This window comes from Pseudomonas sp. LBUM1652 (genome assembly GCF_059716105.1).
Genome location: NZ_CP166804.1, coordinates 1,709,633 through 1,733,920, shown reverse-complemented (window position 1 = coordinate 1,733,920; position 24,288 = coordinate 1,709,633). Strand labels below are relative to the sequence as shown.

The 24,288-nt window shown below is 52.9% G+C and carries 19 protein-coding genes and 3 pseudogenes; 13 read left to right on the top strand and 9 right to left on the bottom strand.

All coding sequences use genetic code 11. The features are described from left to right. Nucleotides 1-93: 93 nt before the first annotated feature. The 4 genes from ACA069_RS07905 to ACA069_RS07890 all read right to left on the bottom strand — a co-directional run bounded on the left by ACA069_RS07905 (nt 94) and on the right by ACA069_RS07890 (nt 6,305). Nucleotides 94-2,283 carry a DEAD/DEAH box helicase gene (locus tag ACA069_RS07905; RefSeq protein ID WP_497616994.1) on the bottom strand — a complete coding sequence of 730 codons (2,190 nt, stop codon included), beginning with the start codon at nt 2,281-2,283 and terminating at the stop codon, nt 94-96. Then, complete coding sequence (locus tag ACA069_RS07900) at nt 2,280-3,899, bottom strand: HamA C-terminal domain-containing protein (protein ID WP_497616993.1); 1,620 nt, start codon at nt 3,897-3,899, stop codon at nt 2,280-2,282. Before ACA069_RS07900 ends, ACA069_RS07905 begins: the two co-directional genes overlap by 4 nt. A 717-nt stretch (nt 3,900-4,616) precedes the next feature. Beyond that, nucleotides 4,617-5,621, bottom strand: a complete 1,005-nt coding sequence (locus ACA069_RS07895; protein WP_497616992.1) for a GIY-YIG nuclease family protein — start codon at nt 5,619-5,621, stop codon at nt 4,617-4,619. A 234-nt stretch (nt 5,622-5,855) separates the two neighbouring features. Beyond that, nucleotides 5,856-6,305 carry a hypothetical protein gene (locus ACA069_RS07890; protein WP_497616991.1) on the bottom strand — a complete coding sequence of 150 codons (450 nt, stop codon included), beginning with the start codon at nt 6,303-6,305 and terminating at the stop codon, nt 5,856-5,858. Between the two features lie 271 nt (nt 6,306-6,576). On the opposite strand from ACA069_RS07890, the gene ACA069_RS07885 reads away from it, so the two are divergent. Next, nucleotides 6,577-8,079 (top strand): HNH endonuclease, encoded by a 1,503-nt coding sequence (locus ACA069_RS07885; protein ID WP_497616990.1) that lies wholly within the window; start codon nt 6,577-6,579, stop codon nt 8,077-8,079. Nucleotides 8,080-8,739: 660 nt separating this feature from the next. Here the strand turns inward: ACA069_RS07885 and hyoA are convergent. Beyond that, nucleotides 8,740-13,083: an NACHT domain-containing antiphage protein HyoA gene (hyoA, locus tag ACA069_RS07880; protein ID WP_497616989.1), complete on the bottom strand. Its 4,344-nt coding sequence runs from the start codon at nt 13,081-13,083 to the stop codon at nt 8,740-8,742. Between the two features lie 686 nt (nt 13,084-13,769). Here hyoA and ACA069_RS07875 point away from each other — a divergent pair. Further along, nucleotides 13,770-14,447, top strand: a complete 678-nt coding sequence (locus ACA069_RS07875; RefSeq protein ID WP_497616988.1) for a histidine phosphatase family protein — start codon at nt 13,770-13,772, stop codon at nt 14,445-14,447. Beyond that, complete coding sequence (locus ACA069_RS07870; protein WP_497616987.1) at nt 14,444-15,061, top strand: 3'-5' exonuclease; 618 nt, start codon at nt 14,444-14,446, stop codon at nt 15,059-15,061. The genes ACA069_RS07875 and ACA069_RS07870 overlap by 4 nt, the downstream gene beginning before the upstream one ends. Here the strand turns inward: ACA069_RS07870 and ACA069_RS07865 are convergent. Beyond that, the gene (locus ACA069_RS07865) at nt 15,042-15,365 is read right to left on the bottom strand and encodes a hypothetical protein (RefSeq protein WP_497616986.1); all 324 of its coding nucleotides are present in this window, start codon (nt 15,363-15,365) and stop codon (nt 15,042-15,044) included. The genes ACA069_RS07870 and ACA069_RS07865 overlap by 20 nt on opposite strands. 331 nt (nt 15,366-15,696) lie before the next feature. On the opposite strand from ACA069_RS07865, the gene ACA069_RS07860 reads away from it, so the two are divergent. Next, on the top strand, nt 15,697-16,758 hold the full coding sequence (locus tag ACA069_RS07860; RefSeq protein WP_497616985.1) for an SDR family oxidoreductase: 1,062 nt from the start codon (nt 15,697-15,699) through the stop codon (nt 16,756-16,758). 143 nt (nt 16,759-16,901) lie between these two features. Here the strand turns inward: ACA069_RS07860 and ACA069_RS07855 are convergent, their stop codons facing one another. After that, nucleotides 16,902-17,579 (bottom strand): glutathione S-transferase family protein, encoded by a 678-nt coding sequence (locus tag ACA069_RS07855; protein ID WP_497616984.1) that lies wholly within the window; start codon nt 17,577-17,579, stop codon nt 16,902-16,904. A 208-nt stretch (nt 17,580-17,787) separates the two neighbouring features. Next, a complete protein-coding gene (locus tag ACA069_RS07850; protein WP_497616983.1) occupies nt 17,788-18,660 on the bottom strand; it encodes a patatin-like phospholipase family protein in 873 nt (290 codons plus the stop codon). Nucleotides 18,661-18,835: 175 nt separating this feature from the next. Between ACA069_RS07850 and ACA069_RS07845 the strand changes: the two genes are divergently transcribed. The 6 genes and pseudogenes from ACA069_RS07845 (at nt 18,836) to ACA069_RS07820 (ending at nt 21,959) form a co-directional block, all read left to right on the top strand. Beyond that, nucleotides 18,836-19,474 (top strand): cytochrome b/b6 domain-containing protein, encoded by a 639-nt coding sequence (locus ACA069_RS07845; protein WP_497616982.1) that lies wholly within the window; start codon nt 18,836-18,838, stop codon nt 19,472-19,474. Further along, nucleotides 19,471-20,247, top strand: coding sequence for a molybdopterin-dependent oxidoreductase (locus ACA069_RS07840; protein ID WP_497616981.1), 777 nt, complete (start codon nt 19,471-19,473; stop codon nt 20,245-20,247). Before ACA069_RS07845 ends, ACA069_RS07840 begins: the two co-directional genes overlap by 4 nt. A 70-nt stretch (nt 20,248-20,317) precedes the next feature. After that, nucleotides 20,318-20,599 (top strand): pentapeptide MXKDX repeat protein, encoded by a 282-nt coding sequence (locus tag ACA069_RS07835; RefSeq protein ID WP_497616979.1) that lies wholly within the window; start codon nt 20,318-20,320, stop codon nt 20,597-20,599. 250 nt (nt 20,600-20,849) lie between these two features. Further along, a pseudogene (locus ACA069_RS07830) lies at nt 20,850-21,017 on the top strand (transposase domain-containing protein); the annotation flags it as partial. Nucleotides 21,018-21,039: 22 nt separating this feature from the next. After that, nucleotides 21,040-21,546, top strand: coding sequence for a P-loop nucleotide/nucleoside kinase family protein (locus ACA069_RS07825; RefSeq protein ID WP_339508664.1), 507 nt, complete (start codon nt 21,040-21,042; stop codon nt 21,544-21,546). An 80-nt stretch (nt 21,547-21,626) separates the two neighbouring features. Beyond that, nucleotides 21,627-21,959 carry a GNAT family N-acetyltransferase gene (locus ACA069_RS07820; protein ID WP_497616978.1) on the top strand — a complete coding sequence of 111 codons (333 nt, stop codon included), beginning with the start codon at nt 21,627-21,629 and terminating at the stop codon, nt 21,957-21,959. 86 nt (nt 21,960-22,045) lie between these two features. Here ACA069_RS07820 and tnpC read toward each other — a convergent pair. Then, nucleotides 22,046-22,837, bottom strand: a pseudogene (gene tnpC, locus ACA069_RS07815) (IS66 family transposase); the annotation flags it as partial. Between the two features lie 2 nt (nt 22,838-22,839). Here tnpC and ACA069_RS07810 point away from each other — a divergent pair. From ACA069_RS07810 to ACA069_RS07800, 3 genes and pseudogenes are all read left to right on the top strand, one after another. Continuing rightward, nucleotides 22,840-23,070: pseudogene (locus ACA069_RS07810) on the top strand (DUF393 domain-containing protein); the annotation flags it as partial. Nucleotides 23,071-23,349: 279 nt separating this feature from the next. Then, nucleotides 23,350-23,508, top strand: a complete 159-nt coding sequence (locus ACA069_RS07805) for a DUF2256 domain-containing protein (RefSeq protein ID WP_497616976.1) — start codon at nt 23,350-23,352, stop codon at nt 23,506-23,508. 30 nt (nt 23,509-23,538) lie between these two features. Beyond that, a complete protein-coding gene (locus ACA069_RS07800; protein ID WP_497616974.1) occupies nt 23,539-24,006 on the top strand; it encodes a PAS domain-containing protein in 468 nt (155 codons plus the stop codon). Nucleotides 24,007-24,288: the final 282 nt, after the last annotated feature.

The window sequence follows — 24,288 nt, the reverse complement described above, 5'->3', positions numbered from 1 at the left end:
TAAACGATGGCCTTGTTCGAGATCGCATAGGCTGCAGACGGGTCATCCAAACTCAGCCATTTGGTCAAAATCGTATCGGCACCAACAACCCCATCACTGAAGCTCGTTTTGGCCTAGAGCACGCCTGATGAAACTTTGGTCGACATATCCCATCAATTTCCAAGCCTGCTCGTTATTCCGAAGGTGTTCAGCTAGCTCATCCACCCCCGCTCCGTCTGGGAAATCGAGAAGGGCAGACATACGGTGTAGCGTCTGGATTGGAATGCCTATCTCCTCAAGCGCGTTCAGCCCTGCAGGAAGATGAAGGCTCTCAAAGGTCATTCGAACGTAACTGTAGTCAATTTTAGTCAGAATTCCCTTCTTAATGGCATGCAAGCGAACGACGTCTTCAAGCAGTCCAAGCACTTTCGGCATGGTGTAGCCGAAGGTATTGCTCAGTAGCTTCAAATCGTTATTCAGCATGGTGGAAAGGTTGGCTTTATCATCGACCTTGAGGCGTTGCTTGGCGTACTCGATCTGGTTCTTCAGATATGCCGAGTAACTCTCTGCCTTCTGATAGCTCGTCAGCTTGGCCAAGATGTTATCGGGGGTCTTGGTCTGCAGGCCATTCGTGGAAAAAGTCTTGGGCACCAGCCTACTGCTGATCTTCGCCAAGGTTTTCAGAAAACCAGTTGCTGGTGACAGCTGGAATACAAGCGATTCGAATTCGTCCTCTCCGAGCATCTCCACCATGCTGTACAACTGCTCGAACTGCTCCATCCTGAAATAGGAATGCTTCTTGACCAAATCGATCGAAAACTTCTCTTCAGTGAAGGCGGCATCAAACCTGTCTTGGGAAAACTCGAAGAGGTGATCAGGTTGTGCGCTTGCGAGCAGATTGAGAGGGGTGTCTGCATCCTGAATCCCAAGGGGAATGTCCACCTCTTGGTTCAGGTTGTCTTCTGGAACGTCCTCCAGGCAAAACACCTTGCCTACGAAATGAACGCCCATACGGCCCGCACGCCCCTTGATGTTGCCATGGGTGAACTTGTCGATTCCTCGGCTGCCATTGCGGTTGTCATAGATGATGACGTTCTTCGCAACGGTGTTAACTCCCTCAATGATGGTAGAGGTGCATAGCAGGAATCGTAGGTCGCCGGCATTGAATCGGTCGGCGGTGTACTGCTGCAGCGCTCTAGGCAAGCCCCCAAAATGCAGACCGATTCCATTCCGGAGCGCATAGGTAAAGTCCCATTCAGGATCGAATTCCTCCGCGACCCAGTTGATGTGCTCGCTTTTGAATGAATGGCCGTAGCCAAGTCGGACGAGCTCGCGGGCAACCTTCCCAGCGACGCCTGGTGACTTACAGTAGATAATGGTCGCGCCTTCGCACTGGGGTGCGATCGTAGCCAACATCGTTAGCTTGCCTGCCTCATCGTTGGCATCCACACCGAAGGTCTGTACGTCTACGGCCACGGTATTGAAGTCGGCCGAAATGAACGCGTGGTCGTAGCCCAGCTCCGTCAAGCCTCGGATGCTGTTGACGAAGGGCCCGGTCAGATAAAACTGCTTGGACACCTTAAGCAGCTTGCTTAAAGCAATATTGAGCTCGATGACCCGCTCATCATTGTAATCAGTGGGGCCGCTTTTCAGCTTCCGGAAGGCCAGCTTGTAAAATTCATCAATGACGAACAGGTCGATGTATTTGATGTCATCACGTTCGTTGACCCTTTCCTGGGTCAGGACGTACACGACGCGATCACTGCGGCATTCTTGAGAGCTGTGATGGATGATCTGATAGCTTTCACCGAAGCGCTCTTGAAGACGTCTGCGCGTCTCGTCAGCGAGCGCGACAGTGGGCACCACCAGTACGACTCGCTTGAAACGCCCGAGCCCCAATAGCGAGTCGACGATGGCACTCTTGCCCATGCTGGTGGGAGCACTCAGAACGACGTTGCGGCCTTCCTTGAGCAAATCGAAGATCCGGAACTGCATCGAGTGGAAGACGAAGTCTTCCGAGAATGGCGTCCGGTAGACGTCGAGTGCAACGCGGTCACCGGGCGAAAGCTCAGAAAACTCTTTCTTCAGATATGGAAACAGCCCAGCCTTCCTGACCATGTTTCGCAAAATGCCGGTGTGATCTGTGAACTTCTCTCGGGCACCAAGCGCCCGGATAGTCAGGTCTCTTCCCAAGCCGGTCGAGACAGGATTGGACAGGAGGGAATTGACCGTCGACAGATACCGAAATGCTGAGAACCCCTTGTTTCCCAAGCTCAGTTTGGCTGCATCATAAACTTCAGTCATACGGTCTCCCTGACCTTCTGTTCAACCATCGTAGTCAACGTATCTAAACTAGGCGCTGGGTAGATGAACACATCAATGTTGAGCTCTGCGAACGTCGAGCCATGCTGCAGGTCATCTGCAAATGCCTGAAACAAGGCTGCCGTTTCGTGTTCCAGATGATCTTCGTGCCCCGGTGTCTCAGGGTCGGTCAGCAACGACGAGTCATACCCAATAAAGAGGACAAATCGGAAGCGATCGAGGTGCGCATCGAACGGGTTGCTCTCGTCCAGAATCACATCGATGTCGTGGCGCAGTAGGTAATCGTCATCCTTGATATCGAGGATTTTCCCCCTGGCAGTGCAGAAGTATTCATCTATTTCCGCGTACAAGTGCTCCCTTATTTCAGATAGGCGCGTGGTTACATTCGCCGCCGTGACAAGCTCACTGAAACCGACCCAAAGCTGATCACCCTCCGGATCTCGCCGAACGATATGCACGTTTTCAAGGATTTTTTCTTCGCCCTGCTCTTCGAGGTAAAGCAGGCAGGGTATGGGCTGACTCGCATGCATCTGGCGTATCGTCGCATGGAGAAGCACTCGGCCCAGGAAGGAGCGAACATCAGCCAAGGAAGCGAAAACAGTCGTCTTAAGCCGCTGAGCTTGCTCAACCAGCGACAGTTTGTGAATGTCAGCAAGTTCATTGGGACGGAGAAAGACTTCATCCAGCCATTTGCACACGTTGTCGACGATGTGTTTGTAGCGGTAGCGTTTGAGGCTGTACTGCTGGTGGAGTACACGACCATTGCGCTTGGTGCACGGGGTGGCCATGGGATTGCGAAACGGAACCAGAATCTGAGGTAGCTGCCGCCTGACATATACCTTGCGACCCGCCCGTTTCTGATCCTCCTCGACCAGTCCTTGAAACCACTTGTTCAAATCGGCGCGATGGTAGGATTTGCTATCTATTGAGTGGATTCTGCGAGACAAGGCACCTTTACGGGTAACGGTGTCCAGAATACCTCGCCAGATATCCTCCGCCGAAGCTTCGGTACTCAACAGGACACCATGCAAGTTGTCCGCAGCGAGTCGAATATTCCTGATGCCCAAGAGCTCAATCTCGCGCATGGTACGGAACACCTCCCAGCATGCCGCATCGACCCAGGTCGCCACACTCACCCCGCTAGGAGCGATGAAGTTGCCTGTTTTGAGGTTGAGGTAATCGACCAATTCCTCACACCCAGGCTTCCCGTTGCGCTCGTCGCGCTTTATGAGGAGGTATTCTAGAGTGGCGTTTACCGGATGCTCCGTGACAATTCGGAACTTCCTTGGAACGGTCAGCGAGGGTTCGCACTGCATCGACTTATGCATTATCGAGCTGCATGGAATCTTTTTTATCTTGCCGGCACCGGGGGTTAGGACAACCAGATCGCTCCTATTCCAGTGCGCCTTCGTCGTGGTTTTCACCTGCACGAATTCGACGAAATCATCACAGACGATATCGATGTCGTCCGTGACTTCGCAGCGGATGCGTTGGATCGATTTGTCACGCAGCATCTGGGTGACGTAGTAGGCAGCAACGCAATCCTGAAAGATGAAGCCGTGCTTGGCGGCGACTCCGCCGGCGTCATTAGGTTCCATCTCGACTTCCATGGCATAGATGGATTGGAATTTATGGCAATCGCAGTCGCCCGTCCACACGATTGGTGGCGTTTAGCCAACTATCGCGATATTGGCCTCATGCGTTTAGCAATCTGACTCTCATCGAAAAAGTTCTAGCCATGCAATTGCGATGTCTGTATCTGACCTGCTTGCGATACCGCTGCTCAAAATCAACGAAGACAAATCAGGTTTCGTACTCGCAATTATGGAACTCATAAATTCGATTAATTCGTGTAGATCAGCGCAGGAACCTATGTGGACGCTGTTCAAGAGCTTGGAGCCTTCATTGAACGATATCCTGATGCGGCTTGGGCCTCTTCAGGGCAGCTTGAGCGTGATGCCAGATTCGCTGCGTGCCTTTCCCTGTTCGCTGGTCTGTAGCACTTCAACGTCAGGCGTGCAGGCTTTTATGACGATCGACCGAAATCACTTAAGCAAACGGTAGAGTCGTTGCCCTTGGTTTGTCTGGGTACCTATCATCGAGGAATCGACGATGCTAGGAACGTTGCAGCCATCATTAAGGAAATGCTCGGCTGATTAGGTAAGCCGGGGCTCGTGGCCCCGAAGAAACGACCTAAAACGATGCGTCATAGACATCAGTAGCCTCGGCCAGCGTCTTGGTTAAAGAGATTTCTGAATTAGTAGTTGAGAAACGCTTGCGCGCCTCGCTTCCCCATCACCAACAGGACACCTAAGTTAGGGAAGATCCTTAACCCTCGTGTAGGTCTTCCCACTAATGATGCTCCGGATCTGGTCGACTTTCGCCCCAGTTCTCTCTGCAATTTCTTCCAAAGCATGACTGGTGGCTAACTCACGTATAGTCGTGATCTGAGAGACCGAGAGGCGGTCTGAGCGGCTACATATCTGGGCGGCAGCCCACGTCTCATCTTGCCACCTCTCGGTGAGAGTTATGAGAGGAAGGCTTTCTCCTTGATGATCACTCAACCACGCATCTAGGAAACCGTCTCTTTCATCCGGCGCAGCGACCACTCCCTTACTAAGTATCGAGTGTTCCCTGAGGTATCGAAGGCCCGCCCTACCGCCTGGGATCATGTTGAGGCGTCGCTCATCGTCCCAATGGCCATCAATCAAAAATTTTTCGGTGTTGTAGAGTTTATCGAGGTCGTCAGTGATCGCCATCACCTTGTGATGGATGTAGGTAATTCTGCCCGCCTCCCTCTCTTCTCTCAATTTGCGATGAAAAAGCAAATTGCTGCCCTTCTCCACTGCTCGAAGATGTTCAGCCCACCTAGTCTGCCATCGCCGCTTTGTGATCCCAACGTAGAAGAAACCATCATCGGGATAAGAGTTACCCATTCCGAAGATATGCTGATAAAGCGCATACGCCTTATCAGGCCATCGCTCCGGCGACAGTAGGTAATGTGCGGGGATGGTAAACACGACGCTTGGAGTCTTGACCCCGAGGATATGTCCCCCGAACTGCGATCTCCTGGCGGCATTGATGAGCGCCTCATCGGTCACTACATCCAGCCGAATCAATGGCCCTATTGCAACTTCGGTCTCAGCGAGTGGACGTCCCGACGCAAACTCCCTTGCACCTACGAATCTATGCCCAATCCTTACCGTACTCTGGGGGACAATAAAAATCGGCTGGTTACCAAGAGCAACGAGATGCACCACCGGAATAATTTGGCAGGGAAGAAGCCTTATTGCTTGCCCAGGCTTTCGGGCGACGCTCAACCAGTGCTGCCCATAATCGGTCTCGCACCAGCGCGACAATTGCTGCTCCACTTCTCTTAATCGACGATGCATCGACTTGGGAGCTAGGTGCTCCCACCACAGGCGATTCAATCTGACCATCAAGCTATGCCCCTCTGAGTAGTCAACTGGTCGTTCACACCCAATGCGGCGCCCCCCCCTAAACTCCGCCCCCCCTTTAACGCACTTTTGCAAGTAGATCAGCCGAGCATGTTCTCATTGACCATCAATCTGACTAGCCTCCGCCTGATTGGCTTCGATGGCTTTGAGCATCTGTTCACCCAAACTCCCCGAGGAGCCATCGATGACGTTACCGTGCTCTTCGCAAGTATCGGAGAGCATCTGGTAAAATGCATTGGCAAAGCTGTCGGCAATGATATTTGAACTCTCATCAACTGTGCGCTCAATGACGTCGAGCCGACCGTTCATGATGTCCTCAAAGCTCAACCTTGTTTCGTGCTTGATCGTCTGCAACTGGACGACACGGTCAGGGTCGTAGCTGTGATGTGATTGCCAAGATCCTCCGTGGCTGAAACTTTGGACTTTATCGCCCCCACCGACTTGCCTCCGCGCTTGATTGAGCTTTTCCCCTGTAGCTTTCATGAATGTCTTCATGACGAGCTCTGCCTGCGCATCAAACGGGAAAGGATGGGCTTTATCCCTCATGTCTCACTCCTCATTGATCAAGCATACCCCGTTCAACCAGACGGCGTGGCGCCGCCATCAGAACCAGAAAGCCTCCGCCTAAGAACCAGCGCGATGGCGGGAAACGGACGAATGTCTTTAGCGCAGAATGCGCGTATGCCAAAGCGGATTTGACGCTTCATTGCTTATTTCGGCATGCTAGCAAAAGGCCGCGATTTGGTGTGGTATTTTCAAAGGTGCAACTGCCCCTCCGCCAAACAAACTTAAACCAGTCAACAATATTGAAAATCAAATGAGTAAAAAACTATTTAGCATCTATCAGGCGGCAGCTCTTTTGGGCATATCTCCAAAACTGCTCACGTATTTTACAAAGAAAACCGTAAAATCAAAAGATCCGCGAAAGCTAATGTCGAAGATGAACAATCAGCATTTGTATTTCGAAGAAGATGAACTAATAAATTATGATAGTTGGTTAAAGGCCCCTTGGCCCGCACCACCCAAAAAACGCCCCCACCTCCCCGAAGCCATCAGAGATGAAATTAAAACCGAAGCAAATATGGAGTGTGCGTTATGCTGTAAATCAGGTGAGGCCGGGGAAGCTGCACACATTGACCCACTTAAGCATAGCAAGTGCAATCACCCACACAATCTGATTTGGCTTTGCTCAAATCATCACACCAAGTTCGATAACGGCTGTTTTGGGCCGACGGGAGCATCAAACGAAACCATCCGCTCCTTGAAAAGTACCCTTCAGCATTTCAAAAGATTTTCTTGGCAAGGTCAAGCTGACGTCAGTCAGCAAATCGCGACAGTTCTTCATATTTGCAAAGAATTAGAGGAGCGCTTCAAAGAACCGATTACTAATACTGAACGCGTCGCAATTGAACGAACCGCTAAAAAGGTACTCGACCTAATACCCCACCTTGCTGAGCAACAAAATACTGCGACTGTTAAACAAACGCTATCGCAGTTATCAGAAGACCTAGAAAGCGAACGAAGCAACCCCGTAATCAACACACGAAAACAACTTAAAATTGCCACATCCTATGAAGAAGAGTATCTCGAAAAGAGTGGCCTAAAGCGCTGTCCGCTTTGTTTGGGAGGGAATGCTCACTCATTCTATGACTGCACAGTCTGTGGCGGGGATGGCTCCATCCCTTCCGGTTACTACCCTGATCTAACCCCTTTTGAAATGGTTGAGTGCGGCCTGTGCCATAGATCTGGCTTCCATAACCAAACGACATGCCCGGTCTGCGCAGGAGACGGCGAAATCGAGCGTCGTTTTGATGAGGTCATTGATTACAGACAGTATGATGATGTGGAATGCCCTCACTGTGATGGAACCACAAAATACAACTACGAAGACTGCCCGGTCTGTAATGCTGAGGGGTACCTCCCTCGTAAAGTTCTAGATCGTTTAGACTTGCGTGATTTCGAGTATGTTGATTGCCCTCGTTGCGAAGGAAGCGGCATTTACAATTATGATACATGCATGGCCTGCCGTGGTGAAAGAACCATGCAAAAGCGTTATGCAGCAGAAATCGATATATCTGAATTCGAAGATGTCAAGTGCCCAGTTTGCAAAGGGCGAAGGACTCTATTTGGGGAGCAATGCGCAGCATGCAATGGGGAGGGCTGTATGCCTGCTGGAGCGGCAGATCAGATAGATACTTCGCTTTACACATTAGTTAAATGCCCGGAATGCAAAGGAAAAAAACCACGCTACGGCGATGATTGCACTCACTGTAACGGTGAGGGAAAAATGCTTAAACTCTATGTTATTAAATACTTTTAAATGCGAGAGCAAAACCTCCACTCAAATAACAAGAGCCAATCTTGATCACCTGCATATCTACGCATGATTGATCAAGCAAAAAGTCCGCTCCGGTTTAATGCCTTCCTGCACGTCGTAGATTTGTATTCGGTGAAACAGCAAGGAGGCTTAAACCGCAAAAATCCGAGAGCAGGTGTTAGATCAACACCACTAGCAATGTTTCAAAAGCTCCAATTGAACCGCCCCGGATTCTCTAGACACCTTGCAAGCTCATTGCGTAACGCTTTTCAAACTCTAGCAGTCGTGACCAATGACTATAACCACCGTTATGCATGCGAAGATGGCGATTAACCATTCCCAGACAGTTGGGCAAGTCGAGTTGGGTTCTTCGATGAGCGCGACCTCATCACATTCCCATCGGCGGTGAAGCAGCGTCGCAAGCGGATTCGCGATCAACTGGCGGCTTTGCCCCCAAACGAACAAGCGAAGTACCAGTTCGTTCATGCCGATGAATTAGAAGCACTGGAACGAAAACAGCGAGCTACGGAAAAACTCAGCGAACTGATCGCGCGTCATGATTAGCCTAGGAAACTCGAACGGCCATTCACGAATGTTGTAACCCTGCTTTTGCGCGAGCAAAGCAGCGCCTTTGACGCTTCATCTGCCAGGTCAACCATGGGCTCACTTATCTTCGGGACAGTTGGCCATCGCTAAATTACCTTCGATTGCTTTGGCCGCAGACTGCCCTCCACGCTTGGTAAGGTCGATGCCAATAACCTCGATGTCCTCAACGTTTGGAAACTTCGGAACGATCGTCAGCCAGTAATCCTGTAAAGCTGCGACCAGATCCTCGAAGTTTACCAGGCCACTGCTTGGCGAAGCCCAGCTGGCTTGACCACCATGGTTCACCAGCAAAAAGATGCCACAGCTCGAATTGATGCCTCGCAGGTAATCACCGCATAGCTGGTTCTCGAGCCGTTCGAAATGCGCAGGGCCACTCCAGTTTTGCGAAAGCTTCAGTTCGACAGGTACCGGCTCGTAGAAGTCGCTGTTCTGGATCCTATAATCAGGACGCTTGTCATCGGCTAGCTGCTCCTCCTGAGGAACGACGTAGCGCCCTGCCGCATGATCTCTCAACCAGTTCCCGATGAATTTACGGATCGAAGTCTCTTGGTTCGTCTTCAGGAGTATCTCGGCATAACTCGAGTCGCCGTCCTCCAGGTCGTGCTTCAAGTCCAGAAGCCGATCGACAGCCAGACTCCAGAGCTCACGGTGTGTGGAGGGCGTGCTTTCCAGATTCTTATGGAATTCGATGACCTTTTCCGGCTCCCAGGGTGGTGTTTGCGAGTCAGCGGTGGCTTTTTGCTGCGCATAGAAAGCGCTCCACGGTCGGAGGCTCTCAGCGGGGTGAGACTCTGCAATTTCTTGAAGGGCTAGGAATGACGCTTTACCAGGTGTCTCTCGAATGATGGCGAGAAGCCCGTCACGCGCATGCTGGGCATCATCACGAAGGCCAGGTGAATATACTCCTCCGCCTGTACGATCAATGTCGTCTGCGATGCGAACATATCTGTGTATCAGCAGATACAGAGCCTTGGCATGCTCAACAGTTTTGTAGTGCTGCCTGCAGCGACTGGCCGTGCGGCTACCCACCAGAGCGATGAGGCAGAGCATTGCGAATTTAGCTTTCTCATCATCGGATGGAAGCGATTCGATACGAGCCGCCAGGGCCGGTATGGCGAGAGAAGGTTGAGTACCAATCCACACTGCATACCAAGTAGGTGCAATCTCAGAACTCCCCTCTTCAATCACCCGTCTGCTCGCGAGGGAACCTAGCAAGTCATCACTGATCGACGACGCTTGGACGATCGTGAGAGCAAGCTGAACAGACTCTAAGTTGCCAACAGGTTGCTTCAACCGGGCCAAGAGTGGGGCTGCTAGCTCCTCGTACATCCACTCCCCTGCCCAGCGCAATTTTTGCAACACGCGGTTCCCTCCAGGTTCGGATTGAGGGCTGTCTAGCTCGTATTGAATTTCTTGAGCGACTATTTCTTGAATCAGCTGCGGATGATGTGCGAGCAGACCGGGAAGCCACTCTGGGAAGCCATTCAGTTCAAGCAGACCATAACGCGCTGCATTTCGAGCATCCTCTGCGGACATCTGGCCAAAGCGAGAGGGTTCTTCTTTGCCTTCGATAGCAAGACCTGTGAGCCCAAAAATCACCTGATACGGCGTTGAGTTGGGAGCGGCTCCCTCAGAAAGTAGCATTGGGCGATATCCACGCCAGAAGCTCATCGCGCCATCGCGGAACGCTTGGGCTACAGGCAGGCCGAACTCAGCAATGAGCGAAGGCCAGTCGCTTTTGCCCCAAGTAGTTGATGACGAGGAGCTTTCGCGCACATGCTCTAGCAGGTAAGCCTGGCTGCGGGTCATCACTCCTGGTTCTGGACTATTAATGCGATCTACGTCAGCAGCGAGGCCCTCGCGCCAAGAGCGGCGACGCTCTGTCTCTTCGGCTTTACGCTGAGCAGATTTTTCTTCCCACTCAGCTTTTTTGATCTCCCACTCCTGTACTTCAAGCGTGGGAGGATTCAAAAATGTCTCGAGTTGAGAACGGAGCTCGCTATGGCTATCGGTGGCTTGTTTGAGCTGGTTTAACCAAGAGAGTGATTTACCATGCTCCGTGAAAATTCTGAACGCCATGCTGAGCGCCATGAGACGATCTTGCAGTTCCGTTAGATTCATGATGTCGTCGCAGGCAACGTTGAAGCTTTCTTTGTTCAACGACCAAAATGGTTGGAAGCCCAGTAACTGCGAGACATGAATAACGGAGTCGCGATGCACGCGCCCTTCACGGGCCACAGCAACGTCATACCAGAACAGTTTGTAATCGAGCTCAGGCCACGCCGGTACGCCCTCTTTCAGCCTCTCTTCAATTTCTCGATTATCACGCTCATCATAGTCATGCCCCTGGGCCAGCTTGCTTAGAATCGACAGCACCGACTCGTCAAACGCAAAACGATCACGCGCGTCGAGCAGACGGAGCACTGCTATGCCAGCGATTTCCGCAAGCCATCGAAATCTCTTGGAGATAGCGCTGAAACCTTGCTCTTTGAGTGGTGGCTTATCCAGTAGTCCGGCAAGGCCACGAATCAGGGCTGGAAGCTGTTCCAGAGGGCTCTCTTCCGCCAACGAAGACAGCTTCATCACCAGCGTATCCCGACCGCTGAAACGCTCCTTTTTGGAGGTTCTCTTGATCGCTTGAAGAAGCCATGGCAGCCAGACGTCATCGAGAATAAGTCCATCAATCACTTCGGCTAACCACTCCCGGTTAACCTTGGTCTCCCCGGCCAACAGCCCGTGTCGTACATCAGCAATATCTTGAGCCGTTCCCAGATCAATAATGGCTCGCATTGCGGCTAGACGCGTGTGTTTGTGCTGAGCATGGAGGGAAAACTGTTTGACCTCCGCAATCGCACCTACCACTTCGCCGTGCCAAACCATCCTCAACAGGAACCAGACGATGTCGTCGTTGGAGCGATAAAGCACCAACAGCTCGTTGATGTCATCTGTGAGGTCGCTGTGTGCGAAGCGCTGCACAGCCGTATAGTCTGTCATCGCCCAGCTATGAGCAGGCTGAGCTAACTGTTCGCACGCCTTGCGCAAAATGTTTTGGCGAGTGCTTAGTGGGAGCTCACTAGGATCGCCCCCTTCAAAGAAGACTTCTGGGGCCAGTTCTTCGAGCCGCGTGCGGATACGCTCGTCCAAGATTGCCAACCAAGGCAATATAGGACGCATGGAGGGATTGATAACCCGCAGCCCGTACTGCGTGCGGAAAAAAAAATTCTCGATTTTGACCCGCGAGGAGGCGCCACGAATAAGCTCATGGAGCCATTCTGCGGCTAGGTACTCTCGGACAGTTCGGTGGTGGAACCGAACGGTGCCATAGATCCCAGGCTCGAAAATGGGGCGGCTCAGCAAAGCTCCCGCGTCTGCGTCGTTCCAGCCTATCAGTACGGAACGAACTGGAACTCCCTTTTTATTTGCGTCTCCATCGGGGACACGGATTGCGGCGTTGTGTCCCAGCGTCGTTGCTGCCGCAAGTAAGCGCACACCCTCACGCAATCGCTCTGGCGCGATGGGCTTTAATTCGGCTCGATCCTGATCGCGCTCTTCAAGCCGGCGATTGATGCTGCTCTTCATCAGCTCCAACCGTGTACCGATTTGATGGTGCTCATGCCAGAAATCGACGAGTTCCAAGAAATCTAACGGACGGGTGGTCAGCGATTCCGCCTCCTTTCGTTCTACAGCGGTGCGAAACGCTCTGACGTTTTTGACACCAGTAGCCTCGAGGAACCGATCGATCTGTTCGCCATGAATATCATCCAAGGTCACCACGAGGAACGATGAATCTGGCACAGTTTCATTTGCGGTCGTTTGCACAGTGCCTTCGACGCCACCGTCTTCAGCGGGTAGAGCCTGACGAGGGTTAGCGTCGAACTCAAAAGCCCGTTCGCAGGTCGCTAGATCTGTAACCGCACGCCAAGCAGTGCTTCGTCCTGTAATGAGGATGTGCGCTTTAGCGCGAATATCTTTGGTCAACCGACCAAGCTTTCGTATCGCGTTTTCGAATTCTCTTGGATCACCCAGCCTAGCCTCGTCCACCGAATCCAAAAGCAGCCAACCTTCAGTGTCCGAAATGCGCCAGCGCTCAAACTCGTCGTATGAGCCATCTTCCTCAAACGCATCCTCCAATTGAGCCATAACGTGTTCAATTCGGAGGAAGAACGCGGTTTTTCCCTCAGCCCGAAGCCGGCGGGTCGCATTCCGAATTTCAGCTGTCTTTCCAGACCCCGCTTCCGAGAGCAGCACCACTCGGTGATGGTTGAGCAAATCTGGCCAACATAGATCCCCGCTTTTGCCATGCCGACGACTTAAATCGGTATCATCGGAAATATCACTATCCATACGGATTTTTGAGAAGGTTCGGTCAAGATCAATGAAGGCGTCCAATTGCCTAGTCATAACGAGTCTCAAACTGGTCTGGGGCAGTCCCGACATGGTCTGCAGCGGTTAAGGCATCCTACCGCATATCGGCCTTGATCGAGTCAAACGAGGCTCTTGAAACTTGGATCTAGTGGCGCGTTGGAGAAGGGCCACCCAGAGCCTCAAGTCGGTACCGGCGCGCATGTCCATCGGTTCGGTGGCGAGCCAGATGGTGTCGATGCGGATCATTTGGCAGAAGCGTGCACAACCGTCAGGATCGGAGGCTGGTTACACACGCAGCCCTCCGGATAGCGGCGCGAGGTGAGACACGCAGGGCAAACGTCTGTGAATTATTTAAATTATTGGCCAGCCATAATTATTACCCTGCCATAATTCTCAATAATTTTGCGCTTATCAACGTAGGAAAATAGCAGGCTGTTTGGGTCGCCAGTCATAGGCGGGCACAAGGCCCGAAGGGACGACACCACCACGTACGGCCCAGTGATTACGACGCGTCTCTCTACTACGGAAGACGCCATGATGTCGTGCGCCGACCAGCTTCCCTCCCTGCTTAATTAGCAGCTCGCTCTGGATGCGAGTGATAATGGAGTTCACTGGGTCGAGCTTTCAGAAGTCTACATGCCCCCCATCACCCCTCCCCTAATCCAGCCATGCCCCTAGCAACGATACCGGTGTCATGCGCCGGCGAAACGACAGGTAAGTAAATGAAGAATGTCAGGCTAGTGCGTCATGGTGAAAGCGCAGCTAATGCCGGTGCAGCTACCCTTGATCACGCAAGTATCCCGCTCACCGAAAAGGGCATCGAACAAGCTAAACGAGTGGCGCAATCCGTCGACCGTACGCCTGAGTTAATCGTTGTCTCCCCTTTCTCTCGGGCTCGAGCGACCGCGGATGCGACCATCTCCGTGTTCCCAGAAGCACCATTCGAAACATGGCCAATCGAGGAATTCACCTACCTTGATCCGACCAGGTGTGTGAACACCACCGTAGGGCAACGGAAGGCATGGGTCGAGCAGTATTGGGCGAACGCAGATCCGTCCTACATTGATGGAGAAGGTGCTGAGTCGTTTCTGGAGTTTGTTGGTCGCGCACGATCGTTCCTAGATCACCTCGCCACGCACCCGGCGCAAGACATCCTAGTCTTTTCGCACGGGCAATTTCTCAATGCGGTAGCTTGGCTCATCGAGCGCAAACCACTCCAGGTAGATGCCCAAGCGATGATCGACTGGCGCAGGTACGAGATCGATAATCACGTCCGTAATGGTTGTGGGTATGTCGTGACCCGTGCTCTAAGCGATTCCTTGTGGACAGTGAGCAATTCAATCGACATAGATGGGGCGGTTAATCTCAACAAGCTCCAAGTAAGGTCTCACATGCCATGAGCATCGAAGCAAAGTTCCTTCAGCTCCAAGCAATCCTTAACCTCCTTGCGCCATACCGCTACCTCTATTGCGTAGACCTTGAGGCAACCTGTGATGACGTTGGGGTAAGCGAATCTCCAAGGTCGCTTGTGGTCGTTCCTGATCAGATGGAAACGATTGAGATTGGCCTGGTAGTCATCGATCTGGAATCGCTTGAGATCGTCGATGAATTCCAGCGTTTCGTACGCCCCCAGATCAACCCTAGACTTACTGATTTCTGCAAGCAGCTCACATCCATTCAGCAATCTGACGTGGACGGTGCCCTAACCTATCAAGAGGTTGGTGAAGAACTGCGAACGTTTGCTGCGCTTTATCCGAATGCGGCCTGGGCGTCATGGGGTGACTACGATGCGAGACAGCTTGATCGCGATGCTGGCTTAGCTAGGTGCCCTTCCCTGCTCGAAGGCTTACCTCATTTCAATGCCAGGAAATGGCATAAAGGTCTATACGACGATCAGCCGAAAAGCCTAAAGGAGACAGTTGAGTCACTGGGCCTAGTTTGGGAGGGCACTTATCATCGAGGTATCGACGATGCGAGGAATGTGGCCTCGATCATCAAGGAAATGCTGGGTTAGTAATGAGCCGGGCCTTAGGGCCCGAAAGTGCGATTGCCTCATACATGCGCACCAGACCGAACGAATCGTTAACTGGTGATCTGCGCTCTACGGCGGTCGATATCTCAGGCAATGATTGGCGTCTCAATGACTCGATCAGCCGACTCCAAGCCGACTCCAAGTAGGAGGCCAAATCGATGATTTGACGAAGACAAACGACGACCTCAAGTTTCTGATCGTCGTCGGGCAGCCCTATCTGTTTTAGCATCGCTTTCGCGTCCTCTTCGATCGCTGCTAGCGCATCAATATCGCTCTGCAACCTCATGTCGGCCTCCTGCCAGGGTGAGATTAGAGATAAATACCTCACTTCTTCATACCACGCCAGCCGGCACATGCGCGGCTCCGCTCGGCATTGACACAAAGCAGCGTCGCCTCATCTGCTTGTCGACGATATGCCTACCTAGATTTCAATGTGCTCGGCTCATCAGGCTGGAAAGATCCCCCATTCCACATAAACGCCCGCTTCGTCACCGTTGACCAAGCGACAATTCGATTCGGATGATCTGCCAGCGAGAGAGGCTTTGCCAATGCGGATCCGGTTAGGTTGAACCTCTGTTACTTATGGGGACTCCCAAACCTAAATCCAGGAGAAACGTATGACCCAGACAGCTTTGGTCGTGGGCGCCAGCGGCATCGTCGGCAGCGCCATCACTCAGTTACTCATCGAAAACCAGTGGCAGGTCGCCGCGCTCTCGAGGCACCCGTCACAAGTGCAAGGCGTGATACCTGTCGCGGCAGACCTTCAGGATCCTGCTTCGCTGGAACATGCACTGGCGGATTTGAAACCCACTCATGTGTTCATTAACACATGGTCACGGCAAGCCACGGAGGCAGAGAACATACGTGTTAACGCAGCCATGGTACGCAACGTGCTCACTGCCATCCGCCCAGCCAAAAGCGTCGAGCACGTAGCGCTGGTTACCGGCCTGAAACACTACCTCGGCCCGTTCGAAGCCTATGGTAAAGGCAGCCTTCCGCAAACACCGTTTCGCGAAGAGCAGGGTCGTCTGGATGTCGAGAATTTCTATTACGCCCAAGAGGACGAGCTCTTCGCCGCTGCTGAAAAGGACGGCTTCACTTGGAGCGTTCATCGCCCGCATACCGTTACCGGGGTTGCTGTAGGCAACGCGATGAATATGGCAACCACCCTCGCCGTCTATGCCTCGATTTGCAAACAAACCAATCGCCCTTTTGTGTTTCCAGGATCAAGAGTGCAGTGGGACAGCCTTACCGATATGACGGACGCCCGGCAGTTGGCGAAACAACAACTGTGGGCGGCCACCACGCCGGCTGCGGCCAACCAGGCATTCAATGTCACCAACGGCGATGTGTTTCGTTGGAAATGGATGTGGAGCCGACTTGCCGAGTATTTCGACTTGCCTGCTGCCGATTATCCCGCTTCACTCTCACCGCTTGAGAAACAAATGGCTGACGACCAAGCCGTGTGGACGCAGATAGTCTCGGAGCACGGCTTGAAAGAAGCCGATATTGGTCACCTGATATCCCCATGGCATACCGATGCAGACCTTGGTCGACCAATCGAAGTCGTCACTGATATGTCGAAAAGCCGTGCAATGGGCTTCACCGCCTACCAAGCGAGCGATCAAGCATTTTTCGATGTGTTCGACAAACTACGCGAGATGCGCTTGATACCCTAGGTCGTGCCACAACGGACAGAGCACTTTGAAGAGGTAAAGGCCGCACGTTGCGGGCCCCTTTTAGGGGCCCGCAATCATGAACCGAGCAAATTGATCCACTTTACCAATGCTCACTGGAGCAATGCCGTGCGCAAGCGGCGCGTCTACTTAGTAATCTGAGGGAACATTGCCTTACGCGCGTCAGCATCCATCTCAGTCTTGTAACTGTGCTGGTTCTTCAGTTCTTCGGTTCGCTGTGCTGCCGGTCGAGCATTGATGTCATCAAGGAGCCGTTTTACGTTTGGAAGTTTTACCCAAGCGTCATTGCCTAGGATGAAAGGTACCGCGCGCGCCCACCCCCATACGGCCATGTCCACCAGCGTGTACTCACTTCCGAGCATGTAAGGCTGTTTGGCCAGGTGCTCGTTGATGATCGTCCAGTGACGCCAGGCTTCGAAGGTGTAGCGGGTAACCGCGTAATCTTTTGGCTCGGGTGCGAAGTGCTTAAAGTGAACAGCCTGTCCAGAGTAAGGGCCGATACCGGTCGCGACGAACATGAGCCAGGAATACATCTCCCCTCGCGCCTTGAAATTGTCAGCAGGCAGGAACATCCCTGTCTTTTCGGCTAGATAGAGCAGTATGGCGTTGCTGTCGAATACCACGTTGTCACCATCAATCAGAGCCGGTGTCTTGGCATTCGGATTGATCTTAAGAAACGCCGGATCGTGCTGTTCACCCTTGCGGGTATCCACAGGGATGAGTTCGTACTCAAGGCCTAACTCCTCCAGGAAAAGCGCAACTTTGGCGGGGTTAGGAGACGGGTGATAGTAGAGCTTGATCATATTGACTCCGTGCAGTGGTTTTCAGTGAACATCGCTAAAGCCAAGGGAGGAAGACCAAGGCTTTTGATTGCAATACTAATGGCGTCTGTTACACACGCGGGATCGGGATTGATCCGTGCCAAAACTCGAATGCCCAGCAACACACTGAGCAAATGATGCGCCCCCTGCTTCACATCAATCGGTAGACCTGTCTTTTGAGAGGCGAAGATCACCCTTCACCAAAATGATGTGTATGGGCAAGTAGCGAATCGGGTATCCCATCGCGAATCAATCCGCCCTCTTCTACCCAGGCTTGGGTTGACTGATAAGCACGTTGCAGCAGTTGGTCTGTCTGGTTGAAGTCGAACACTGAAGCGTCCAGTGGGCACAACGGCGGGACGACATGAATGGCGGCGCGTGCGCGGTACAACTCGATGTCACGCACCAGTTGGCGCATGCTCATCAAGTTGAGCGTGTGTAAGGCCAGCGCAACGAGTCCACTGGGCGGACATGGGCAGGCACAACCGAACCCGGTGGGCAGCACCAGAACCCGATTTGCACCCAATGCCACCGCGCTGGCAATCGGCGTATTGCTGCTGACACCGCCGTCAACCAAAAACTTTTCGCCGACTCGCACGCCGGGAAATACAAGCGGAATTGCCGCGCTGGCGAGCAAAGCCTGTTCAGCATCACCACTGGACAAAAGCTCTTCGGCACCACTGAGCAAATTGGTGGTGACGATATAAAGCGGCAACTCGGTGTCTTCGATCCGTTCGACCGGCAGTGCCTTGCTCACCAAGCGATGCAAAGCGGATGCACTCAGCAAGTGCCCACGACGATTCAGGATGCCCTTGAGTGTGTCGAACGCCGAGAACGGAAACACATCCGACTTGCGCAGGCTGCGCCAGAAGTCCGCAAGTTCGCTCACGCCTTTGGCATTCGGTCTGGCTGCGAAGTAGGCACCATTGATGGCGCCGACCGAAGCCCCAACCACCAGGTCGAATACGACGTCAGCCTCAACCAATGCCTGCAACATCCCGACCTGAACCGCGCCCAGGCTGCCACCACCGGCCAGGACAAGTGCTGTTTTTGCAATTGGCATCTCCCCACCCTCACTTCGGGATCCTCTTCAGCTAACAAGCCTAGCTGGCTCGAGACCGTGGCTACGAGAATGATTAAAACAAACTCCGCCAACCTTGGAGGGAGGCATCGTGGTTTGAGTTAGCGTCTACACTCGATTCAGGTTATGACGTTATTCAGATTTGGAGCGTACTCCAATGCCCGGTGTGCCTGAAACGACCCGTGCCAATAAGCTGAACCCGCAAAACAGCCATCCAGGCTGGTTGAGGCTGGCTCATTGGTTGAACGCCCTGGCAGTGTTGGTCATGGTCACAAGCGGATGGCGTATTTACAACGCCTCTCCCCTTTATGGTTTTGATTTTCCCAAGTCGATCACCTTGGGCGGCTGGCTGGGTGGCGCGTTGCAATGGCATTTCGCGGCCATGTGGCTGCTGGTGGTCGTCAGTCTTTTTTATGTACTTTTCAATCTATTTAGTGGCCGTCTGTCGCGACGATTTTTCCCTGTATCACCCAAAGGTTTTTTTCACGACTTGGGGGCTGCACTGCATGGCCGGCTGGGACATGACGATATAAGCCATTACAACCACGTGCAGCGTGTGGCGTATTTGTTCGTGATGCTCGACGTTACCGTTCTGGTGATTTCCGGGTTGGTCTTGTGGAAGTCAGTACAGTTTCCGCTACTACGCGAACTGCTGGGCGGCTACGACAGCGCACGGCACGTGCACTTCATTGCAATGTCTTTGCTGGTGGCGTTCATCGCCGTACACCTGGTGATGGTCGCACTGGTACCAAAGACGTTATGGGCCATGATTGTCGGCCATAAGGAGCACGTATGAGGAAGCGCCCGGAGCTGGATGACTCGGACATTTTGAAGGACGCGCGAAAGATTATTTCGCTCAAGGTCGAGGATCACTCTCGACGCGCCTTCCTGCTGCGTAGTCTGACCCTTGGCGGCGTGGCGATGTTGTCCGGCTGCAACATCTCCGATAACGATCAAGTTGAAACGGCGCTGTCGTCCATGTCGCGCTTCAATGACAGGGTACAGGGCTGGTTGTTCAACCCCAACGCCATGGCCCCCACCTATCCTGAGTCGATGATTACGCGGCCATTCCCCTTCAATGCCTTTTACGGCATCGACGAAGCACCGGCCGTCGATGAAGACAGCTACCGTCTGGAAGTCTCCGGCATGGTCGCCGACAAGCACAGCTGGAAGCTTGAGGAACTGCGAGCCATGGCGCAGACCGATCAGATAACCCGGCATATTTGCGTCGAGGGCTGGAGCGCGATCGGGCGCTGGGGCGGTGTGCGCTTCAGCGATTTCCTCAAACGCGTAGGGGCCGACACAGATGCCAGGTACGTCGGCTTCAAATGCGCCGACGACTACTACACCAGTATCGACATGCCCACGGCACTGCATGCGCAGACGCTACTGACGCTGACTTACGACGGTGCTGTACTGCCGCGTCAATATGGCTTCCCAATGAAACTGCGCATGCCGACCAAACTTGGCTACAAGAACCCGAAACACATTCAAGCGATTTTCGTCACCAACACCTATCCCGGTGGTTACTGGGAAGACCAGGGCTATAACTGGTTCGGTGGTAGCTGACGCCCGTGGCAACTCCATTGCGCAGCCCGGGCTGCGCTTATCCGCAACCTGAGTCTCAAGGAGCTTCACTATGAAAAGGTTAACTACTGCAATCCTAGGTATTTGCCTGGCAGTGGGCGTCGCCGTTGTACACGCCGACGATACGATGAGCAATGACACAATGAAGAAGGACACGATGTCCCACGATACGATGAAAAAGGACACCATGAAAAAGGATGGAATGCATAAAGACTCCATGGGTAAGGACACGATGAAAAAAGACTCCATGGGCAAAGACACCATGAAGAAAGATTCCATGTCCAATGACGGCATGAAAAAAGACGATATGAAAAAGAATGACATGTCTCAGTAAAGCGGGGCATCGCAGGAAATTATACTGCGTCTGGAAAACCCGCCTCAGCGGGTTTTCTCATCGCCCGGCGCCTGGTTGTGCACAATGGTCAGAAGATCAGAAAGGCCTTGGACTAAGGCCTCAAACAGCGAAGATTGCTTAAGCCCCTATGGCCGGCGCTGCTCGTTTGACTCGGGACGATCGGTTTGGCCTTGACCCAATTGCACTGCTCAGCACTTTGAGCGTTTCCTGAAGGTGCTCGAACGGAGCCAGCGTCAAACGGGCAGCGGCGATCATGAGTTTGATTCTGTCTGCGCGGTTGAATGGGCATGATCCGTATGCTTATTTGAAGGATGTTCTCGCGCGGCTGCCGACACAGCGGGCGAGTGAAATCGACCAGTTGCTGCCGCATAACTGGCAGCCACCTAAACTGGGTTAACTCACTAACCTAAGGACATAGAATGCTCATTGTCTTCAGCGGCCTTCCAGGTACCGGAAAAACGACTATCGCAAGTGACCTTGCCACCAAAACAAGTGCCGTGTATCTGCGGATCGATACGATTGAGCAGGCTATTCGAGACTCCGGTGCTCTTGCACAAGACGTAGGGCGGAGCGGTTACATGGTCGCCAATGAGCTTGCTCTGAGCAATCTTCGTTTTGGCAGCACGGTCATAGTTGACTGTGTTAACCCAGTAATCGAAAGCCGAAAGGCGTGGAGCGATGTCGCCACACGCTCTGGTGCTCCATTAGTGAACATCCAAGTGATCTGCTCTGATAAACATGAACACCAGCGCCGGGTAGAAACCAGAAAGATTGATATTCCTGGGCTGACTCCACCAACCTGGCAGTCTGTACTGGATCATGAATACGAGGCGTGGGAAAGCGCTCCGTTTAATATAGACACAGCCCTGACGTCTCCGGCGCAGGCGGTGGCGATGATCACCGAACGATTTTTATCCCAGGAGTAGCGCCAGCTAAAGGCCCAAGGTCGCAAGGTCGCAAGGTCGCAAGGTGTGATTAGCAGACGCTTACTGATTTTTGCCTGGTAATGTCTTCCAAAGTAAGCGCAGATGACGATATTCCAGAGCTATGGATTGACCATCTGTCAGCGTCGGGGACAACTGCGAGCCTAGACTTCTTGATTGGAGAAGAATCCTTTTTGGGCATTGGTCTCGCGGGGCCAACACTCGAAGCCTTTATCAATTTCTACAAGGCAGAAGTTGATCCTTGTATTGAAACCATCATCATTGATCCCGACAAGTCGAACCCCAAAGCCATCAAGGCATACACGAACGCGGGGGTTGTAGCCGTTGGGGATTTTTTCCCGAACTCAGGCGTTTTTGAGGGGCTTGAGACGGTGTTGATGATCAAGACTCTCTAACTGTCAGCGTCGCCCACAGGTGACCTGCACTGGTTCGGGTGCCCTTGGTGTTGCTTACAAGCGTAAGCCCATCAGACCTTGCGTAACTACGCGGGCGTCCAATTGTGCGGCAGCAACTCCATAATCTCACTCGCTCGCTGCGTCGGTAGGCGCGTGAGCGCGTCCTTCAAATAAGCGTACGGATCATGCCCATTGAGCCGCGCAGACTGAATCAAACTCATGATCGCCGCCGCACGTTTACCGCTACGTAACGAGCCAGCGAAAAGCCAGTTCGAGCGCCCAAGAGCCCACGGCCGGATTTGATTCTCGCACCAGTTGTTATCGATGGGCACAGCACCGTCATTGAGATAGCGCGTCAGCGCTATCCAGCGCTTGAGGCTGTAATCCAGAGCTTTGGCTGTGGCCAAACCCTCGGGCACAAGTCCACGCTGGGCCAGCATCCACTCATGTAGTTTTTCAGCGATGGGCACCGCCGTTTCCTGGCGTAGTCGCCAGCGATCTTCGTCGCTCATTTCCTTGGCGTGTCGCTCGACTTCGTACAGCCCACCAATCGAGTGAAGCGCCTGCTCCGCCAACTGGCTTTTATTGGCCACATGCAGGTCGAAGAAATTGCGGCGCGCATGCGCCATGCAGCCGATTTCGGTGATGCCCAGCTCGAAGCTGGCCTTGTAGCCGGCGAAGTCATCGCAGACCAGCTTGTCGTTCCAAGTGCCCAGGAAGCTGCGTGCGTGTTCACCGGCACGGCTGGGGCTGAAGTCGTAGATCACGGCCTTGAGGGCCGAAAACGGCGTAGAGCTGTAGGCCCAAACGTAAGTGCGGTGGGTTTTCTTCTCGCCGGGCGCCAGCATTTGTAACGGCGTTTCATCGGCGTGAACCACGCGCTACCTTGTGGAGTTGGCGAGCCGCCGGCTTGGGGGGTTGGGCTGCGCCATTGACATGGCGTGCCATCCGACCGCTGCTTGATTTAGGTTATCGCCTATTCTGCCGCTTGCGCCCCTATTTGGCGTGGCTTCCTCACCCTGATGGCCGCCGTCGCTGCGTCGATGACCGTTACGGGGTGCCGGAGTCAAACCCCGCACAAGACAAGCGGCCCACTTTGAAAACAAAGTAGACCTAGAAAGCTTCGTTTTGTCATTGATTGGCCGCCGAAGTACCTTAGTCATCACTGATCTTGTGAGCAACGTGTTTTCTGGTGCGCAACAGGCACTTCCCTACAGCGAAGGATTGCCGCCACATCAAGAGCAACAGGGCTGCGAGAAATTAAAATGACTCCGTCATTAGTCGAGCACTACCGTCAAATTCTCGTAGGCGCAGGCGAGAACCCAAACAAAGATCGCTCTGGGAACGCGGCCAGAAACTGCTCGCGTGACTTGATGCATGGGGGGGCATTTTGAAGAAGAGTGGGCTCCCAGTTAAAACCTGCATGACCTGCGGCCTTCCCTTCACATGGAGGAAGAAGTGGGCACGCTGCTGGGAGGAGGTACGCTACTGCTCGGAGCGTTGCCGGCGCAAATCGCCTCTAAAAGTCAGATCGGAAAAGTTGGTATAGACTTCCTTGAAACTAACAGGGACTCTGAAAATGATTAATGCCGAACTGCTGAAACTGATGATCGAGACCTCCAACGATGGCATCGTTGTGGCAGAGCAGGAAGGCGATGAGAACATCCTTATCTACGCCAACCAAGCATTCCAGCTCCTGACCGGCTATAGCACTGATGACATCCTGTATCAGGACTGCCGGTTCCTGCAGGGGGATGACCGAGACCAACCTGGCCTTGCCGCTATCCGCGAGGCAATAAAGAATTTTCAGCCTTGCCGCCAAATCATTCGAAACTATCGAAAAGACGGTAGTGCTTTCTGGAATGAGTTGTCGATTACCCCAGTATTCAACGACGCGGATCAACTCACTTATTACATCGGTATCCAGAAAGACGTTAGTATCCAGGTTGAGGCTAGCGAGCGCGTACACGAACTAGAAGTTGAAATCGCGAACTTGAAGGATCAACTAAATCAAGCAAAACGAAACGCCCAAAAAAATGAGGATTAAATGCCTTGGCCACCCTATTGTTTGTACTTGCAACAGCTAATTTTTCTAGTTTTCGAGCTGTGGGTAGTAACGCGCCATTCGTCAATTAAACGTGACATTACGCCACCCCCCCCAACTATGAGCAAGCAATGACCCTGACACTTAAAAACATGAAAAAACCCCATCGCATCACAGGCATATCGGATACTTATTAAAACATGCTCGGCACGCCATAACTCAAAAAGCCTGCAACTGGTTATGAATATTTAAATTAATTCATGCCAGTAGAGATTGACGATCTGA

Excerpts from the sequence above, each read along its gene's own strand:
- ACA069_RS07905 (WP_497616994.1), bottom strand. The coding sequence starts at position 2,283 with ATGACTGAAGTTTATGATGCAGCCAAACTGAGCTTGGGAAACAAGGGG.
- ACA069_RS07900 (WP_497616993.1), bottom strand. The coding sequence starts at position 3,899 with ATGGAACCTAATGACGCCGGCGGAGTCGCCGCCAAGCACGGCTTCATC.
- ACA069_RS07890 (WP_497616991.1), bottom strand. The coding sequence starts at position 6,305 with ATGAGGGATAAAGCCCATCCTTTCCCGTTTGATGCGCAGGCAGAGCTC.
- ACA069_RS07885 (WP_497616990.1), top strand. The coding sequence starts at position 6,577 with ATGAGTAAAAAACTATTTAGCATCTATCAGGCGGCAGCTCTTTTGGGC.
- hyoA (WP_497616989.1), bottom strand. The coding sequence starts at position 13,083 with ATGACTAGGCAATTGGACGCCTTCATTGATCTTGACCGAACCTTCTCA.
- ACA069_RS07875 (WP_497616988.1), top strand. The coding sequence starts at position 13,770 with ATGAAGAATGTCAGGCTAGTGCGTCATGGTGAAAGCGCAGCTAATGCC.
- ACA069_RS07870 (WP_497616987.1), top strand. The coding sequence starts at position 14,444 with ATGAGCATCGAAGCAAAGTTCCTTCAGCTCCAAGCAATCCTTAACCTC.
- ACA069_RS07865 (WP_497616986.1), bottom strand. The coding sequence starts at position 15,365 with ATGAGGTTGCAGAGCGATATTGATGCGCTAGCAGCGATCGAAGAGGAC.
- ACA069_RS07860 (WP_497616985.1), top strand. The coding sequence starts at position 15,697 with ATGACCCAGACAGCTTTGGTCGTGGGCGCCAGCGGCATCGTCGGCAGC.
- ACA069_RS07855 (WP_497616984.1), bottom strand. The coding sequence starts at position 17,579 with ATGATCAAGCTCTACTATCACCCGTCTCCTAACCCCGCCAAAGTTGCG.
- ACA069_RS07850 (WP_497616983.1), bottom strand. The coding sequence starts at position 18,660 with ATGCCAATTGCAAAAACAGCACTTGTCCTGGCCGGTGGTGGCAGCCTG.
- ACA069_RS07845 (WP_497616982.1), top strand. The coding sequence starts at position 18,836 with ATGCCCGGTGTGCCTGAAACGACCCGTGCCAATAAGCTGAACCCGCAA.
- ACA069_RS07840 (WP_497616981.1), top strand. The coding sequence starts at position 19,471 with ATGAGGAAGCGCCCGGAGCTGGATGACTCGGACATTTTGAAGGACGCG.
- ACA069_RS07835 (WP_497616979.1), top strand. The coding sequence starts at position 20,318 with ATGAAAAGGTTAACTACTGCAATCCTAGGTATTTGCCTGGCAGTGGGC.
- ACA069_RS07825 (WP_339508664.1), top strand. The coding sequence starts at position 21,040 with ATGCTCATTGTCTTCAGCGGCCTTCCAGGTACCGGAAAAACGACTATC.
- ACA069_RS07820 (WP_497616978.1), top strand. The coding sequence starts at position 21,627 with ATGTCTTCCAAAGTAAGCGCAGATGACGATATTCCAGAGCTATGGATT.
- ACA069_RS07800 (WP_497616974.1), top strand. The coding sequence starts at position 23,539 with ATGATTAATGCCGAACTGCTGAAACTGATGATCGAGACCTCCAACGAT.